This is a genomic window from Pseudomonas sp. JAI120 (genome assembly GCF_014207255.1).
Taxonomy (GTDB): Bacteria; Pseudomonadota; Gammaproteobacteria; order Pseudomonadales; family Pseudomonadaceae; genus Aquipseudomonas.
In genome coordinates, this window is sequence record NZ_JACHCZ010000002.1 from 523,014 (window position 1) to 538,317 (window position 15,304).

Consider the following 15,304-nt stretch of genomic DNA (forward strand, 5'->3'; position numbering starts at 1 on the left):
TGTCCGTCGCGCGCAAATGCTCTGGTGATAACTAGAACACATAATTTGAAAAAGGTTTAAAAACGAGGGCAAATTCTGACGATTGGCGGCTTTTGCCTCAAATTGCCATCATTTTTGGCGTCAACTAATCCCTCTTTCCGCCTTGGTCTGCGCCACTTTATCGCGCAAGTAAACCGGTGCAGCCTGATCCGCAGGAATCGCCTCGCCACGTTCGAACGCAAAGCGCGCCAGGGTCAGCAGATCGTCGGCGTGAGGCAACAGGGTGGCGTCCTGGCCAGCAGGTTGAACGCCGATACGCTCGCCATAACCCCAGCCGGTGCCAGCGCCGAACCAGTCACCGCTGGCATCGGCGGGCAATACCGCCGATTCCGGTGGCTGCACGGCTTCCACGCCGACAAGGCGCATTTCGCCAGCCGTTTCGCGGTAGCAGCCCCAATACACTTCGTCCATACGTGCATCGATAGCCGCCGCCACCTGCCGGGCCCCCTGTTCGCGCAAGGCACGCTGAGCCAGTACGGCAAGGTTGGAGACCGGCAGCACCGGGCGCTCCAACGCAAAGGCCAAGCCCTGAACCACACCAATGGCGATACGCACACCAGTAAACGCCCCCGGGCCGCGGCCAAAGGCAATGGCGTCCACGGCAGACAGCGTGATGCCAGCGTCTTCGAGCAACTGCTTGATCATCGGCAACAGCTTCTGCGCGTGCAGGCGCGGGATCACCTCGTAGTGGCTTGTGACTTTGCCATCATGCAGCAAGGCAACGGAGCAAGCTTCAGTCGCGGTGTCCAGGGCCAGCAGGGTGCTCATCGGTGTGGGTGTCCAAGTCGAAAAAAAGTGCGCCAGTATAAACAACAACGGCCCGCAAGCGGGCCGTTGTGTATCGAGCCGATGAAGGATCAGCTCAGTGCTTGCAGCACCTTGGCGGTGATGGCTTCCACCGAGCCGACGCCAGGGATATGGCTGTACTTCGGCTTGCCCTGGGCTGCGGACAGCTTCTGGTAGAAATCCACCAGCGGCTTGGTCTGGGAATGGTAGACCGACAGGCGATGACGCACGGTTTCTTCGGTGTCGTCTTTACGCTGCACCAGGTCTTCACCGGTGACATCGTCCTTGCCTTCGACTTTAGGCGGGTTGTAGACGGTGTGGTACACGCGGCCAGAGGCTTCGTGAACGCGACGACCGGCAATACGCTGGACGATTTCTTCATCCTCAACCGCGATTTCGACCACGGCGTCCAGCTCGACGCCGGCTTTCACCAGGGCTTCAGCCTGGGGAATGGTGCGTGGGAAGCCGTCGAACAGGAAACCGTTCTTGCAGTCTTCCTGGCTGATGCGTTCCTTGACCAGGTTGATGATCAGGTCATCGGAGACCAGGCCGCCACTGTCCATCACGCTCTTGGCGATCAGGCCCAGCTCGGTGCCGGCCTTGACGGCTGCGCGCAGCATGTCACCGGTGGAGATTTGTGGAATGCCGAATTTTTCAGTGATGAACTTTGCCTGAGTACCTTTACCGGCCCCGGGAGCTCCCAGCAGAATGACGCGCATCGATGTGCTCCTCAATTTTTTATAGAGATGACGCTCGGATTCGCCGCGTGGGGCCAATCTCGTAAAAATATGTGGCTCATAAAAATATGGGCCCAAGCCGCCCAAACGGCCAAAGGCTGATCAAGATACACAGCAGGCCCTAACCACACAAGCCGCCAAAAGTCGCAGGAACCCGCGCCACGCGTACGTCATAGGTAGGGTGTGCCTGAGTGCAACCAGCGCTGTAAACGCCGACCACCCCTTTCAGGGCGGCCGTCGTGGTTTATTCGCAAGCCTTTGAGAACACGCAAAAAACCTCAGCCGGTGTTGCGCAGGCCGGCCGCAATACCGGCCACGGACACCAGCAGCGCCTGTTCCAGAGGGCTGTCTTGCGCGGCTTCCTGGCGACGCGAGCGCGCCAGCAACTCGGCCTGCAACAGGTGCAGGGGGTCAAGATAGGTGTTACGCAGGCGGATGAACTCCAGGGTGTCAGGACTATGGGCCAGCAGTTGCGACTGGCCCGTCAGGCCAAGCACCACGCCGCATGCCTGCGACAATAGGTCGCGTAAGTGCGCCCCCAATGGCAACAGGTCCGGCTGCACCAGGCGCTCGTCATACAGGCGCGCAATATCGGCGTCGGCCTTGGCCAGGACCATTTCCAGCATATCGATGCGGGTGCGGAAGAACGGCCACTGTTCGCGCATCTGCCCCAGCAGTTCGCCTTCGCCGCGTTCCAGGGCCTTGCTCAACGCAGCTTCCCAACCCAGCCAGGCCGGCAGCATCAGGCGAGTCTGGGTCCAGCCGAAGATCCACGGAATGGCGCGCAGGCTTTCTATACCACCGGCACGCCGCTTGGCCGGGCGACTGCCCAAGGGTAGACGGCCCAGCTCCTGCTCGGGGGTGGACTGGCGAAAATACTCGACGAATTGCGGATTTTCCCGCACCACTGCGCGGTAAGCGCTGACACCGTCGGCCGCCAATTCATCCATCAAGTGGCGCCACGCCGGCTCCGGTGGCGGCGGTGGCAGCAACGTCGCTTCCAACACGGCAGCCAAATAGAGATTGAGGTTCTGTTCAGCAATGTCCGGCAAGCCGAATTTGAAGCGAATCATCTCGCCTTGCTCGGTGGTACGGAAACGCCCCGCCACCGAACCCGGCGGTTGCGACAGGATCGCCGCATGGGCCGGGCCGCCGCCACGCCCGACGGTCCCACCACGGCCATGGAACAGCAGCAATTCCACCTGTTGCTCCCGGCAAATATCCACCAACCGCTCCTGGGCGCGGTACTGCGCCCAGGCGGCGGCGGTGGTGCCGGCGTCCTTGGCCGAGTCGGAATAGCCGATCATCACTTCCTGCGGGCCCTGCAAGCGCGCACGGTAGCCCGGCAGCAGCAACAGTTGCTCGATCACGGGACCGGCGTTATCCAGGTCGGCCAGGGTTTCGAACAGCGGTACCACACGCATCGGCCGTTGAACGCCCGACTCTTTAAGCAGCAGCTGCACCGCCAATACATCCGAGGCGGCACCGGCCATGGAGATGACATACGAGCCTAACGATGCGGCAGGTGCGGCGGCCACTTCCTTGCAGGTGTTGAGCACTTCGGCCGTATCCGCCGACGGCTTGAAATAGCCCGGCAACAGCGGTCGACGGTTGGCCAGCTCCTTCATCAGGAAGCTGATGCGCATGTCTTCGTTCCAGTCTTCGTACCGGCCCAGGCCCAGATAATCGGTGATTTCGGTCATGGCCGCCGAATGGCGACTGGAGTCCTGCCGTACATCCAGGCGCACCAGGAACAGACCAAAGGTTACGGCCCGGCGCAGGCAATCGAGCAGCGGGCCGTCGGCGATCACGCCCATGCCGCATTCGTGCAGCGACTGATAGCAAAGCTCCAGTGGCTCGAGCAGGTCGCGGTTGTTCTGCAAGACCTCGGCAGGCGCCGGCGTGCTGCTGCTCAACGCGGTATGGGCCCATTGGCGCGTGGCGCGCAGGCGTTCGCGCAGCTGCTTGAGCAGGGCACGATAGGGTTCGACGCTGTCGCCGACCTTGGCCTGCAACGCCGGGCTGGCCTTTTGCATCGACAGCTCGGAGGCCAGGTGGTCAATGTCGCGCAGGTACAGGTCGGCAGCCATCCAGCGCGCCAGCAGCAACACCTCGCGGGTGACCGGCGCGGTGACATTCGGGTTGCCGTCACGGTCGCCGCCCATCCACGACGCAAAGCGGATCGGCGCGGCTTCCAGGGGCAAACGCAGGCCCGTCGCAGCGTGTAATGCCTGGTCGGCCTTGCGCAGGTAATTGGGGATGGCGTGCCACAACGAATGCTCGATCACCGCGAAGCCCCACTTGGCTTCATCCACCGGGGTAGGCCGGGTGCGACGGATTTCTTCGGTGTGCCAGGCTTCAGCGATCAAGCGTTGCAGGCGCTGGCGGATCTGCTCGCGCTCAGCGGTGGTGAGGTCACGGTGATCCTGCAGCGCCAGTTGCGCGGCGATAGCGTCGTATTTCTGGATCAGGGTGCGACGCGCCACTTCGGTGGGGTGGGCGGTGAGGACCAGTTCGATTTCCAGGCGGCCCAACTGACGGGCCAGGGACTCGTTGCTGTGGCCTTCGCCTTGCAGACGGGCCAGCAACTCCGGCAAAACACGGGACTCGAACGGTGCCGGTTGCGACTCATCGCGCCGGTGAATCAACTGGTACTGCTCAGCGATATTGGCCAGGTTAAGGAACTGGTTGAAGGCCCGGGCCACGGGCAGCAGTTCGTCTTCCTGCAATTGATTGAGGCTGGCGCTCAGTTCATCACCAGCGGCTTTGTCCGGGGCGGCTCCGCGGCGGTCGGCCTTGGCCCCTTTGCGGATCTGCTCGATCTTGTCGAGGAAATCATCGCCGTACTGCTCTCGAATGGTGTTGCCCAACAGCTCACCCAGGAGGTGAACATCCTCACGCAAGCGTGCATCGATATCACTCATCAGCCAATCTCCAGCCAGAAATCCGGGACGCGCAGGTCTGCCAGAGTGCCGCCAGCATCGTTTTATGACAAGACTTTAAACCTTGTGACTTGCAGCTAGTCTCAACTGTGAGTCGCCGCGTTATCCAGGCGAGCGACTGGTCACTCATCACCGCCTGCCATCGCGGGTTCTATTGAGGTTGCCATGAAAATTCGAGAACTGGCCCAGCATTGGGAAGAGAACGCCAAGGGTCGCTTGACCAAGACCGAGTACGCCATCCATCTGGATGTAGAGGCCGCTGCGCGGTTGGCGGCCATTGCCGAGATGTACCCCAAGCGCCACACCGAAGAACTGCTCGGCGAACTGATCGGGGCGGCCCTGGAAGAGCTGGAAGCCAGCTTTCCGTACATCAAGGGGCAGCAGGTGATTGCCACCGATGAGGAGGGTGACCCGCTCTATGAGGACGTCGGGCCTACGCCGCGGTTCCTGACCTTGTCCCGTCGCTATCTGCATGATTTGTCTGCCAGTGCCGACGACCAAAAGCACTGACGGACTCGATTGACACCCATCTGCCCCCCGTATTCCGGGCCTCTGGCGAGGCTCGGAGTACCCCTGCACGTGGCAAAAGTTCCAATTTTTTACCCTGACCAATCAGTCAGATATTTTTTTAGGCAAATCGCCATCTCTTCTGAACTTTTGAAAAAAGCCTCCGGTCACAGCCAGTAAGCCATCACTTGGAACGGCCGTTTGAAAGGGCCCGTCGTGCTTTACCGCCGCGCCCCAGCCGCTCACCGACTGAGATGGATTTTGATGTTTTTCAGGAGTTATCCAATGGAGTTGAAGACGATGAAGACCAGCACTGCCAAATCCACGTTTAACCACCTGCGCGGGCTTAAATTGGCCGCGCTGGCAATCGGCACCAGCTTCGTTTTGGCTGGCTGCGCCGGCAACCCGCCTACAGAGCAATACGCGGTGACTCAATCTGCGGTCAACAGCGCAGTCAGCGCGGGCGGTACCGAGTACGCGGCCGTAGAAATGAAGTCGGCCCAGGACAAGCTCAAGCAAGCCGAAATCGCCATGCACGACAAGAACTATGACGAGGCGCGTCGCCTGGCCGAACAAGCCGAATGGGATGCTCGCGTTGCAGAGCGCAAGTCCCAGGCCGCCAAGGCAGAACAGGCTGTGAAGGATTCCCAGAAAGCTGTTCAGGAGCTGCGTCAGGAAGGTATGCGCCCGGCTGCTATCCAGCAGCAATAAACCGCCGCGCCTGATTGCACTGCACCCGATATCGAATTGAAAGGACGACACGACTATGCGTAAACAATTGATGATCCCTGCCCTGCTGGCGATGAGCGTTGCCCTGGCGGCCTGCTCCACCCCGCCCAACGCGAACCTGGAAAACGCACGGACCAACTTCTCGTCCCTGCAAACCAACCCGCAAGCCACCAAGCTTGCCGCGCTGGAAACCAAGGACGCCAGCGAATGGCTGGACAAGGCCGACAAGGCTTACCGCGACAAGGAAGACCAGAAGAAAGTTGACCAACTGGCCTACCTGACCAACCAGCGTGTTGAAGTGGCCAAAGACACCATCGTGCTGCGCGAATCCGAAGCCAAGCTGAAAAACGCCGGCGACGAACGTGCCCGTGCACTGCTTGAAGCCCGTGATGCGCAGATCAAGCAGTTGCAGGACAGCCTGAATGCCAAGCAAACCGAACGCGGTACGCTGGTGACATTCGGCGACGTGCTGTTCGCTACCAACAAGTCCGACCTGAAATCCAGCGGCCTGGTGAACATCACCAAGCTTGCGCAGTTCCTGCGTGACAATCCGGATCGTAAGGTGATCGTCGAAGGCTACACCGACAGCACCGGTTCCGACTCGTACAACCAGAGCCTGTCGGAGCGCCGCGCGGCATCGGTACAACGCGCACTGGCTCAGCAAGGCGTGGATATTTCGCGCATCGTGACCCAGGGTTATGGCAAGGAATACCCGGTTGCCGATAACGGCAGCGTCTCGGGCCGTGCCATGAACCGCCGTGTTGAAGTGACCATCTCCAACGACAACCAGCCCGTCAAGCCACGTTCGTCCATGGCGAACTGATTGATTGATGCTGGATAAAAAACCCACCTCACGGTGGGTTTTTTTTCGGTTCGCCGAACTGGATAGAACGGTGCGTGTCCTCCGCTGGCAGCTCAATTTTTGGTTTACGCTCCTGTTGGGCCCGCCGTTCCAGATCCCCATGACACCTGCACATATTCAGCAGATTGCGAAATGCCTGACTTTCAGAACTTGCCGGATGTACAGGAGGTAAAGGATTTGCAATTGTCGCCACTTTCTCGGCCCTGATCTGTGTAAGTTACCCCGCTTTCTGTGGCTTCTTACGCGACATGGTTCCAAATAAACCCGTCGCCGACTGATCGTCCCATGCACTATAAAAAAAACCGCCTATGACCGGCGGGTTTTCTCAGGCGGCCAATCAGCTGCCAACCCTGCCTGACCCCTGGTAGTCCGGCGTCTGGATTTGCGCACCGCTCTGTGCGCCATCTTGACTGCCTTGCTGACTCTGACCGTCTTGCGCACCCTGACCGGACTGTGCACCTTGGTTCGTTTGTGCAAGCAGTTTTTCCAGCTTCTTCAACAGTTCCTCAAGGCTTTCTTCACCTCCGGCACCGCCGCTACCCTGCCCACCTTGGGAACCTTGCGACTGCTGTTGCTTAATTTTACTTTGTAAGTCCTGAATCTGCTGTTCAAGGCCGCCTTGAGCCCCGCCGCCAGCGTTACCAATATTGCCCACACTCCCAGCACCCGATACTCCGTTGATACCTGCCATAAACATCGACTCCACATTAACTAATAAAAAGGACCGATCAGTAATACCAATCAGCCCATAATCTGTGGTTGGCAAATTGAGATGGTTCCAGTCTTATGAGGATCGCAGGTGCATCGAAGGACTAATCGCCAGGTTTCATCGCGTTTTCCCACGGCGGTGATGCGATAGCTTACTGCTGCAATTGCGGCGTTTCCTGCCCCATGCAACGCACAGCCTGCTTCTTGTTGTTTACCAGCACACCACTCAGGCCTTTCTGCTCGGTGTCGAACATTACCAGTACACCATCAACACACTGCGCCACTTGCGCGGCCGGGGTAAGGGAGATCTTGTAATCCTCACCAGGCACAGTCTTGAGCATGGTGAAGTCACTGAGCAGCAGAGCATCTTCCGGCTTGGCGAAGTGCAGGTAGCCGTAGTACCACAGACAACCGACAGTACCGATGATGGTGCCGATGCCGGTGAGGATCAGCGGGATCATGTTGCGTTCTTCGCTCATTGCGGGCTCTCTGATGGGTCAACTTTAGGAGTCGGATAGTTCGGAATTTCGCCCAGGCGGCGCAGGCCGTTAAAGTGCTGCGGGTCATCCAGATAACGCAGCATCACGGTTTGCCAGGTTTTGTCGGCAAAGGTTTGCACATGGCCACCTCGGGTCAACTGCAACACTCGTGGCGGTGGCGCGGCCTGATACAGGCGGATACCGTTGGCCACGGGCACGACCGGGTCATCCAGACTGTGGAACAGCAATTTCGGCACGCCGGTCAGCTGCGGCATGGCGTTGATCGCGCTGTCGGCGTCGGGCACCAACCAAGACAAAGGCACCTGGAATGGCCATGTTAACCAGGAGGTGCTCAGGGCGAATTGTCCTACGTCACGATAACTGGCGGGCACACCGTCCAGTACCAGGGCTTTGAGTTGGGAATGACGCTGTGGGTGTTCCGCCAAATAATGCACCGCCAGCGCGCCGCCGAGGCTTTGGCCGAGGACGATCAACGGTTGGCCCTGGGTTTCGGGGGCCTTGTCGAGCCAACTGAAAGCCGCATCCACATCCTGATAAATCGCCGGCAATGAGGGCTTGCCTTCCGACAGCCCATAACCGCGATAGTCCAGCAGCAGGACCTGGTAACCTTGCTCCGGCAACCACCAACTGCCCCCCAGGTGCCAGGCCAGGTTGCCGCCGTTGCCGTGCAGGTGCAGTACCGTACCTTTGACGGGCACTCCGGCCTTCGCCGGCAGCCACCATGCATGCAGCTTCACACCGTCGGCGGTGGTGAGGGTGACATCGCGGTATTGCAAGTGCGCTTTTTCGGGCGTGAACGGCAGGCCGGGTTCGGGGTAGAACAGCAACGAGCTGCAACCGTTCAATGTGAGTAGCAGGCATAGAATGCCGAGGATTCTCATCCGTTGAAGCCTCGTGAATAACAGTGTTTAAAGGATATTGGAGTAATCCGCCTCGATCCGGTCCAGGCTCAAGTGGTTGAGGAAGTTGGAGAAGCACATCCATGCCGCCAGTGCGTTCATGTCGCGGAACTGTTCGGGCAGGTACTTGGGCGGCACCACCAGGCCTTCGTCGACCAGTTGGCGCAAGGTGCGCATGTCTTCCAGGGTGGTCTTGCCGCAGAACAGCAGCGGCACTTGCTCCAGCTTGCCTTTGCGCACGGCCAGCTGGATGTAGTTGTAAACCATGATAAAGCCCTTGAGGTAGGACAAATCCTTGGTAAACGGCAGGCCGTCCGGCACCGAGCCCCGGAATACCCGGCTGGCGTTGCCATAGCTTTCGGCCATTTCAAAGCCTTGTTCGCGGAAGAACTCGAACACCTGCAGAAAGTCGGCGCCCTCCTCCACCATGTGGATCGCACGGGTGCGGTTGGTCAGTTTGCGCAAGCGGCTCGGGTAGGAGGCGAACGTGATGATCTCCATCAGGATCGCCAGGCCTTCCTGGGTCACGGTGGACGACGGAGGGCCCTTGGACAGGAACGTGCAGATCGGCTGGTTCTGACCGTTGAGCGTGGTACCCACATGCACTAGGCCTTCGTGGACTTCCAGTGCACGCACGTCGCGGTCGTTGAACATCGCGTCGGCGCGGATCTTGATGTAGTCGGCGCCCGCTGCGGCATCGGCGACGATGCCGTCGGACTCAAACACCCGAATGGTCTCTTCCGCCTCGCCAAACACCTTGTTCAGGCGGGTTTGCAGCAGGGCCACGGCGTCCTTGGCGGTAAGGGTCTTGGCTTCGTCCTTGAGGTCGCCACGGCCGTCGATATTGTTCAGGTAGTCGGAGAGCATCAGGCCCAGGTCAGCCAGGGTCGGGTCGCCGGCGTGGAAGGCATCGGAAGCCGCGCCGTACAGTTCCTGGGAAATCAGGCCGAAGTCCTCGGTGCCGCGCGCTTCGAGCATCCGCACCACCATGCGGTATTCACGGCACATGCGACGCATGATCTGCCCCACCGGGCTGAACTGGCCGAGGCGGCGAGTGATGTCGCGTTCGATGTTCTGGAATTCCAGCTTCACAGCACTGGAGTCGAACGACAGCGGCCGGTTCAGGTAATAGTCGCGGTCCACGGCCGGCATTGCCTTGCCCTTGGCCTTGAGGAACCCCTGGCGAATGTTGTCGTCCCACTTCACAGCGTCGAGGACGCGAATCGGTGTTTGCGCCAGCACAATGCGATCGGACAAGGTGCGTATCGTCTGCTGGTAATCGTCCACCCGGTGCTTCCTCTTTAAACGTTATTTGCCCGCACGCCGGTAGCGCACGGCTTCAACGAACACATCGGCATTGGCCGGATCATCCAGATAGGCAAACACCTGGCTCATGGAACTGTCGACCCGTACCCCGGTGCCTTCGACGGTATCCACGCTGCTGCCCTGCAACACCTGTTGCCCGATGGCCTGGTGAATCTGTTCGAGGTCGAGGTTATAGACCACCAATTCGTGCTTATCGTCGAACTCGAACCCCGCCAGGAAGTAATGCCCTCCGAACCGGGCCGGCAACGGTGCCGACAGGTACCAGCGGCTGCCATGACGCGAAACCGTAAACAGGTACTCATCGCGCTGGGCCGGCGTGGCTTTAGGGTAGCTCACCGCCTTATAACGGTGCTCACCGGCACTGCTGATTTGCAGATTGAGCGGTTCGCCCCAGGCATTCCTGCTGGTCCAATGGCCCAGCAATTCATCCGGCGCCGCCTCATGGGCGGGCAACGGGTCCTTGAACGTTACCAGGCAACCGCTGAGCAACAGGAACGACAAGGCGATTATCGCCACACGCCAGGTTTTCATTGGACTCCCCGGTGTCAGACCGAGGCCAACACCAAATGCATGTAACGCTTGAGGATCTCAAGCATCTCTTCACCGGTCAGAGGCTCTGCGCCGCCCAGCAGGCCCTGATATTCCATCCGACTGATAATCGCCGTCAACACCTTGGCGTCCTGTTGCGGCTCGCGGGAGCCCAATACCTGGAAAAACTGACCCGTGCCCTGCAACAGAATCTGCTGGTGGGAACGCACCAATTGCGCCAGGCGCGGGTTGAGCAAGGCTTCCTGGCGAAAGGCCTGCTCGGCCATCAGGTGTTCGCGGCGGTTGGTCAGTTGGCGCAGCACATAGTCGGCGGTCAACCGCGCGATGTCATCGGCCAGTTGCGAACGCGATTCCGGGCTGCCATCGCCATAGGCGACCATCTCACGCAGCAAGCCTTCGTTACGCACCCATAGCTTGCCCATGAACGCAGCGCTGCGCTCGACGTACTGGGCGAACGTGTCGGTGAGCAAATCGTCGATATCTTTGAAGTAATAGGTGGTAGCCGACAACGGCACGCCGGCCTCGGCCGCCACGGCCCGATGGCGCACGGCCCGAACGCCATCGCGCACCACAATGCGCATGGCCGCATCGAGAATGTCTTGCCTGCGTTGCTCGCTGCCCCGACGGCTGGCCTTACGGCCCTGGTACTGGACGCTTTCAGCCACGGCAGCGGCAATGCCGGCGGCGCCTTCTTGAGCGGTTACGCGGTTCACGACGGATCTTCCTTATCAGGTGACGCGGGGCGTCACGGTGTGCATTCCCACGCAGAGCGCGGGAACGATCCCATGGCGCTGTTTGTTTGACGCTTATTAATGCCACATAAAAAAGCCGCCTTATAAAAGGCGGCTTTGGATTTCGCTACGCTTACGCTTGTGGCCGCATGTGCGGGAACAAGATCACATCGCGGATCGACGGCGAATTGGTCAACAACATCACCAGGCGGTCGATGCCGATACCTTCACCGGCCGTTGGCGGCATGCCGTATTCCAGGGCACGTACGAAGTCGGCATCGTAGTGCATGGCTTCGTCGTCGCCGGCGTCCTTGTCGGCCACCTGGGCCATGAAGCGCTCGGCCTGGTCTTCCGCGTCGTTAAGCTCGGAGTAGGCGTTGGCGATTTCGCGGCCACCGATGAACAGCTCGAAACGGTCGGTGACGTTCGGGTTGTCGTCGTTACGACGGGCCAGAGGCGACACTTCGAACGGGTACTGGGTAATGAAGTGCGGCTGTTCCAGCTTGTGCTCCACCAGCTCTTCGAAAATCATCACCTGCAGTTTGCCCAGGCCTTCGAAGCCCAGCACCTTGGCACCGGCTTTCTTGGCGATGGCGCGTGCCTTGTCGATGTCATTGAGGTCGTCGGCGGTCAGCTCAGGGTTGTACTTGAGGATCGAGTCGAACACCGACAGGCGCACGAACGGCTCGCCGAAGTGGAACACCTTGTCACCGTACGGCACGTCAGTGCTGCCCAGGACCAGTTGCGCCAGTTCGCGGAACAGTTCTTCGGTCAGGTCCATGTTGTCTTCGTAGTCGGCGTAGGCCTGGTAGAACTCCAACATGGTGAATTCCGGGTTGTGACGGGTCGAGACGCCTTCGTTACGGAAGTTGCGGTTGATCTCGAACACCTTCTCAAAGCCGCCGACAACAAGACGCTTGAGGTACAGCTCAGGCGCGATACGCAGGAACATTTCCAGGTCCAGTGCGTTGTGGTGGGTTTCGAACGGCTTGGCTGCAGCACCACCCGGGATGGTCTGCAGCATCGGGGTTTCCACTTCCAGGAAGTCACGCTGCATCAGGAAGCTGCGGATGTGCGCGATGACTTGCGAACGCACGCGGAACGTCTGGCGCACCTCTTCGTTGACGATCAGGTCGACATAACGCTGGCGGTAGCGCTGCTCGGTATCGGTCAGGCCGTGGTGCTTGTCCGGCAGCGGGCGCAGGGACTTGGTCAGCAGACGCACACTGGTCATTTCCACGTACAGGTCGCCCTTGCCGGAACGGGCCAGGGTACCTTCGGCGGCGATGATGTCGCCCATGTCCCAGGTTTTCACCGAGGCCAGTGTTTCTTCAGGCAAGGTCTTGCGGTTGACGTAGACCTGGATACGCCCGGTCATGTCCTGGATCACCATGAACGAGCCACGGTTGAGCATGATGCGACCTGCTACCTTGACCGGGATCGCAGCCTCTGCCAGCTCTTCCTTGGTCTTGTCCGCGTACTGCTTCTGCAAGGCATCGCAGTAGTTTTCGCGGCGGAAGTCGTTGGGGAAGGCATTGCCCTTGGCGCGCTCGGCAGCCAGCTTTTCCTTGCGCAGGGCGATCAGGGAGTTTTCTTCCTGTTGCAGGACTTGCGGGTCGAGTTGTTGGTCGCTCATGTCTTTAAATTTTCCATCAGGTTCGTTGTCCCAGGCGTAGGCCGGGGATCGCCGGCATGCCGGCTCCTACAATCTTTATTACAAGCCGGACTTCAGGCTGGCTTCCAGGTATTCGTCGATGTCACCGTCGAGTACCTTGTCGCAGTCGCTGCGTTCGATGTTAGTGCGCAGATCCTTGATCCGCGACGCATCGAGCACATAAGAGCGGATCTGGTGACCCCAGCCGATATCCGACTTGGTGTCTTCCAGCGCCTGGGAAGCCGCGTTGCGTTTCTGCATTTCCTGCTCGTACAACTTGGCCCGCAGCATTTTCATGGCGGTGTCCTTGTTCGCGTGCTGGGAACGTTCGTTCTGGCAGCTCACCACGGTGTTGGTCGGTACGTGGGTAATACGGACGGCCGAGTCGGTGGTGTTTACGTGCTGGCCACCGGCACCGGAGGAGCGATAGGTGTCGATCCGCAGGTCGGCCGGGTTGATCTCGATTTCCACCTTGTCATCGATCTCGGGCGAGACGAACACCGCAGAGAACGAGGTGTGACGACGGTTGCCGGAGTCGAACGGGCTCTTGCGCACCAGGCGGTGCACGCCGATCTCGGTACGCAGCCAGCCAAAGGCGTATTCACCCTTGATGTGCACGGTCGCGCCCTTGATGCCGGCGACTTCACCGGCCGACAGTTCCATGATGGTGGCGTCGAAACCGCGTTTGTCGGCCCAGCGCAGGTACATGCGCAGCAGGATGTTGGCCCAGTCCTGGGCTTCGGTGCCGCCGGAACCGGCCTGGATGTCCAGGTAGGCGTTGTTCGGGTCCATTTCGTGGCTGAACATGCGGCGGAATTCAAGCTTGGCGAGGTTTTCCTCGAGACGGGCCAGCTCGGCGACGACATCGCCCACTGCGCCTTCGTCGTTTTCTTCGACGGCCATGTCCAGCAGGTCGCGGCAGTCGGCCAGGCCGGTGTTCAGCTCGTCGAGGGTGTCGACGATCTGCGCCAGCGCAGCGCGCTCGCGCCCCAGTTCCTGGGCGTATTCAGGTTTGTTCCAGACACTCGGATCTTCAAGCTCGCGATTGACTTCGGTCAGACGCTCATGCTTTTGATCGTAGTCAAAGATACCCCCGAATAGTTTCGGAGCGCTCGGACAGGTCCTTGATGGTGTTAAGGATCGGGTTGATTTCCATGGCGGGCAGCACTCGTTGGCGAACTTTTGAAAGCCGGCGAGTATAACGGCAAACGGGGGGGAGCGGCAGCCCGCCTGGCGAAAAGGCAGACGACGCAGGGTTAAATGTAGGAGGGAGGAAGCCCCCTCCCACATTTTGATCTGTTGCGGCCTCGACTCACTCGATGCCGACCAGATTGCGCCCGTTGTGCTTGGCCGTATACAAGCCCTTGTCCGCCGCCATGATCAACTGGCGGCAATCCGTACCCTGCACCGGCGTCATGGTCGACAGGCCGATGCTGATGGTCAGGCTTGAGCCTTCAGCCGGGGCAATATGCGGGATTTTCAGCGCGGCAACGGCCATGCGCAGCTTTTCCGCCACCAGACGTGCGCCACCCGGCGAGGTGTTCGGCAGCACCAGCGCGAACTCTTCGCCGCCGTAGCGCGCCGGCAGGTCCGAGGGACGGCTGCTGGCTTCACGGATGGTGTTGGCGACTTTACGCAGGGCTTCGTCGCCCTCGACGTGGCCGAAGCTGTCGTTGTAGGTCTTGAAGAAGTCCACATCGATCATCAGCAACGACAGCTGGGTCTGGTCACGCATGGCGCGTCGCCATTCCAGCTCCAGGTATTCGTCGAAGTGGCGGCGGTTGGACAGCCCGGTCAGGCCATCGGAGTTCATCAGCCGTTGCAGCACCAGGTTGGTGTCCAGCAGCTGTTGCTGGCTGACCCGCAGCGCACGGTAGGCGGCATCGCGCTGCAACAGGGTCATGTAGGAGCGTGAGTGATAGCGGATGCGCGCCACCAACTCGATGTTGTCCGGCAGCTTGACCAGGTAATCGTTGGCCCCCGCCGAGAACGCCGCGCTCTTGATAAGCGGGTCTTCCTTGGTGGAAAGCACGATGATCGGGATGTTCTGCGTGGCCGGGTGGTTGCGGTATTCGCGCACCAGGGTCAGGCCGTCGAGGCCGGGCATCACCAGATCCTGCAGGATCACCGTGGGCTTGATACGGATGGCCTGGGCAATCGCCTGGTGCGGGTCGGCGCAGAAGTGGAAGTCGATGTTTTCTTCGTGGGCCAGGCCGCGCCGGACGGCTTCGCCGATCATGGCCTGGTCGTCGACCAGCAACACCATGGCGGCATTTTCGTCGGTCTTGATGCCGTCGATCTGTAAATCATTCATGTGCAGTCACCTGAATTACTG

15 protein-coding genes are annotated in these 15,304 nt (G+C 60.1%); 3 read left to right on the top strand and 12 right to left on the bottom strand.

Translation table 11 applies throughout. The features are described from left to right. Positions 1-120: 120 nt before the first annotated feature. The 3 genes from tsaB to ppc all read right to left on the bottom strand — a co-directional run bounded on the left by tsaB (position 121) and on the right by ppc (position 4,486). Positions 121-807 carry a tRNA (adenosine(37)-N6)-threonylcarbamoyltransferase complex dimerization subunit type 1 TsaB gene (tsaB, locus tag HDC32_RS14230; RefSeq protein ID WP_184744485.1) on the bottom strand — a complete coding sequence of 229 codons (687 nt, stop codon included), beginning with the start codon at positions 805-807 and terminating at the stop codon, positions 121-123. An 89-nt stretch (positions 808-896) separates the two neighbouring features. Further along, complete coding sequence (adk, locus tag HDC32_RS14235; protein ID WP_010212617.1) at positions 897-1,544, bottom strand: adenylate kinase; 648 nt, start codon at positions 1,542-1,544, stop codon at positions 897-899. Between the two features lie 296 nt (positions 1,545-1,840). Then, positions 1,841-4,486, bottom strand: coding sequence for a phosphoenolpyruvate carboxylase (ppc, locus tag HDC32_RS14240; RefSeq protein ID WP_145335080.1), 2,646 nt, complete (start codon positions 4,484-4,486; stop codon positions 1,841-1,843). A 183-nt stretch (positions 4,487-4,669) separates the two neighbouring features. Between ppc and HDC32_RS14245 the strand changes: the two genes are divergently transcribed. From HDC32_RS14245 to HDC32_RS14255, 3 genes are all read left to right on the top strand, one after another. Next, positions 4,670-5,014: a hypothetical protein gene (locus HDC32_RS14245; protein WP_027604509.1), complete on the top strand. Its 345-nt coding sequence runs from the start codon at positions 4,670-4,672 to the stop codon at positions 5,012-5,014. 297 nt (positions 5,015-5,311) lie between these two features. Then, positions 5,312-5,722 (top strand): DUF4398 domain-containing protein, encoded by a 411-nt coding sequence (locus HDC32_RS14250; protein ID WP_178116714.1) that lies wholly within the window; start codon positions 5,312-5,314, stop codon positions 5,720-5,722. Between the two features lie 55 nt (positions 5,723-5,777). Continuing rightward, positions 5,778-6,563 (top strand): OmpA family protein, encoded by a 786-nt coding sequence (locus tag HDC32_RS14255; RefSeq protein ID WP_131697284.1) that lies wholly within the window; start codon positions 5,778-5,780, stop codon positions 6,561-6,563. A 376-nt stretch (positions 6,564-6,939) separates the two neighbouring features. Here the strand turns inward: HDC32_RS14255 and HDC32_RS14260 are convergent, their stop codons facing one another. From HDC32_RS14260 to HDC32_RS14300, 9 genes are all read right to left on the bottom strand, one after another. Continuing rightward, entirely contained in the window at positions 6,940-7,368 is a 429-nt protein-coding gene (locus tag HDC32_RS14260) for a hypothetical protein (RefSeq protein WP_184744486.1), read from the bottom strand. A 94-nt stretch (positions 7,369-7,462) separates the two neighbouring features. Then, the gene (locus HDC32_RS14265) at positions 7,463-7,789 is read right to left on the bottom strand and encodes a hypothetical protein (protein ID WP_003172217.1); all 327 of its coding nucleotides are present in this window, start codon (positions 7,787-7,789) and stop codon (positions 7,463-7,465) included. Beyond that, positions 7,786-8,691 (bottom strand): alpha/beta hydrolase, encoded by a 906-nt coding sequence (locus tag HDC32_RS14270; protein WP_167654834.1) that lies wholly within the window; start codon positions 8,689-8,691, stop codon positions 7,786-7,788. Before HDC32_RS14270 ends, HDC32_RS14265 begins: the two co-directional genes overlap by 4 nt. A gap of 27 nt (positions 8,692-8,718) precedes the next feature. Next, entirely contained in the window at positions 8,719-9,996 is a 1,278-nt protein-coding gene (locus HDC32_RS14275) for a flavohemoglobin expression-modulating QEGLA motif protein (protein ID WP_131697287.1), read from the bottom strand. Positions 9,997-10,017: 21 nt separating this feature from the next. Beyond that, positions 10,018-10,566 carry a hypothetical protein gene (locus HDC32_RS14280; protein ID WP_184744487.1) on the bottom strand — a complete coding sequence of 183 codons (549 nt, stop codon included), beginning with the start codon at positions 10,564-10,566 and terminating at the stop codon, positions 10,018-10,020. Positions 10,567-10,580: 14 nt separating this feature from the next. Continuing rightward, on the bottom strand, positions 10,581-11,297 hold the full coding sequence (locus HDC32_RS14285; protein WP_131697289.1) for a TetR/AcrR family transcriptional regulator: 717 nt from the start codon (positions 11,295-11,297) through the stop codon (positions 10,581-10,583). 151 nt (positions 11,298-11,448) lie between these two features. Then, positions 11,449-12,951 carry a lysine--tRNA ligase gene (gene lysS, locus HDC32_RS14290; RefSeq protein ID WP_131697290.1) on the bottom strand — a complete coding sequence of 501 codons (1,503 nt, stop codon included), beginning with the start codon at positions 12,949-12,951 and terminating at the stop codon, positions 11,449-11,451. 78 nt (positions 12,952-13,029) lie between these two features. Then, positions 13,030-14,125, bottom strand: a protein-coding gene (prfB, locus tag HDC32_RS14295) for a peptide chain release factor 2 (RefSeq protein ID WP_098465888.1) whose coding sequence is annotated in 2 segments (ribosomal slippage) — positions 13,030-14,052 and positions 14,054-14,125 — 1,095 coding nt in all. Because the reading frame shifts where the segments join, the coding sequence is not laid out codon by codon here. 156 nt (positions 14,126-14,281) lie between these two features. Further along, positions 14,282-15,283, bottom strand: a complete 1,002-nt coding sequence (locus tag HDC32_RS14300; RefSeq protein ID WP_131697291.1) for a PleD family two-component system response regulator — start codon at positions 15,281-15,283, stop codon at positions 14,282-14,284. Positions 15,284-15,304 lie beyond the last annotated feature (21 nt).

Bases quoted from the DNA above. Each gene is read 5' to 3' on its own strand.
- HDC32_RS14265 (WP_003172217.1), bottom strand. From the start codon at position 7,789: ATGAGCGAAGAACGCAACATGATCCCGCTGATCCTCACCGGCATCGGC.
- HDC32_RS14255 (WP_131697284.1), top strand. From the start codon at position 5,778: ATGCGTAAACAATTGATGATCCCTGCCCTGCTGGCGATGAGCGTTGCC.
- HDC32_RS14280 (WP_184744487.1), bottom strand. From the start codon at position 10,566: ATGAAAACCTGGCGTGTGGCGATAATCGCCTTGTCGTTCCTGTTGCTC.
- HDC32_RS14300 (WP_131697291.1), bottom strand. From the start codon at position 15,283: ATGAATGATTTACAGATCGACGGCATCAAGACCGACGAAAATGCCGCC.
- lysS (WP_131697290.1), bottom strand. From the start codon at position 12,951: ATGAGCGACCAACAACTCGACCCGCAAGTCCTGCAACAGGAAGAAAAC.
- adk (WP_010212617.1), bottom strand. From the start codon at position 1,544: ATGCGCGTCATTCTGCTGGGAGCTCCCGGGGCCGGTAAAGGTACTCAG.
- HDC32_RS14250 (WP_178116714.1), top strand. From the start codon at position 5,312: ATGAAGACCAGCACTGCCAAATCCACGTTTAACCACCTGCGCGGGCTT.
- ppc (WP_145335080.1), bottom strand. From the start codon at position 4,486: ATGAGTGATATCGATGCACGCTTGCGTGAGGATGTTCACCTCCTGGGT.
- HDC32_RS14270 (WP_167654834.1), bottom strand. From the start codon at position 8,691: ATGAGAATCCTCGGCATTCTATGCCTGCTACTCACATTGAACGGTTGC.
- HDC32_RS14245 (WP_027604509.1), top strand. From the start codon at position 4,670: ATGAAAATTCGAGAACTGGCCCAGCATTGGGAAGAGAACGCCAAGGGT.
- tsaB (WP_184744485.1), bottom strand. From the start codon at position 807: ATGAGCACCCTGCTGGCCCTGGACACCGCGACTGAAGCTTGCTCCGTT.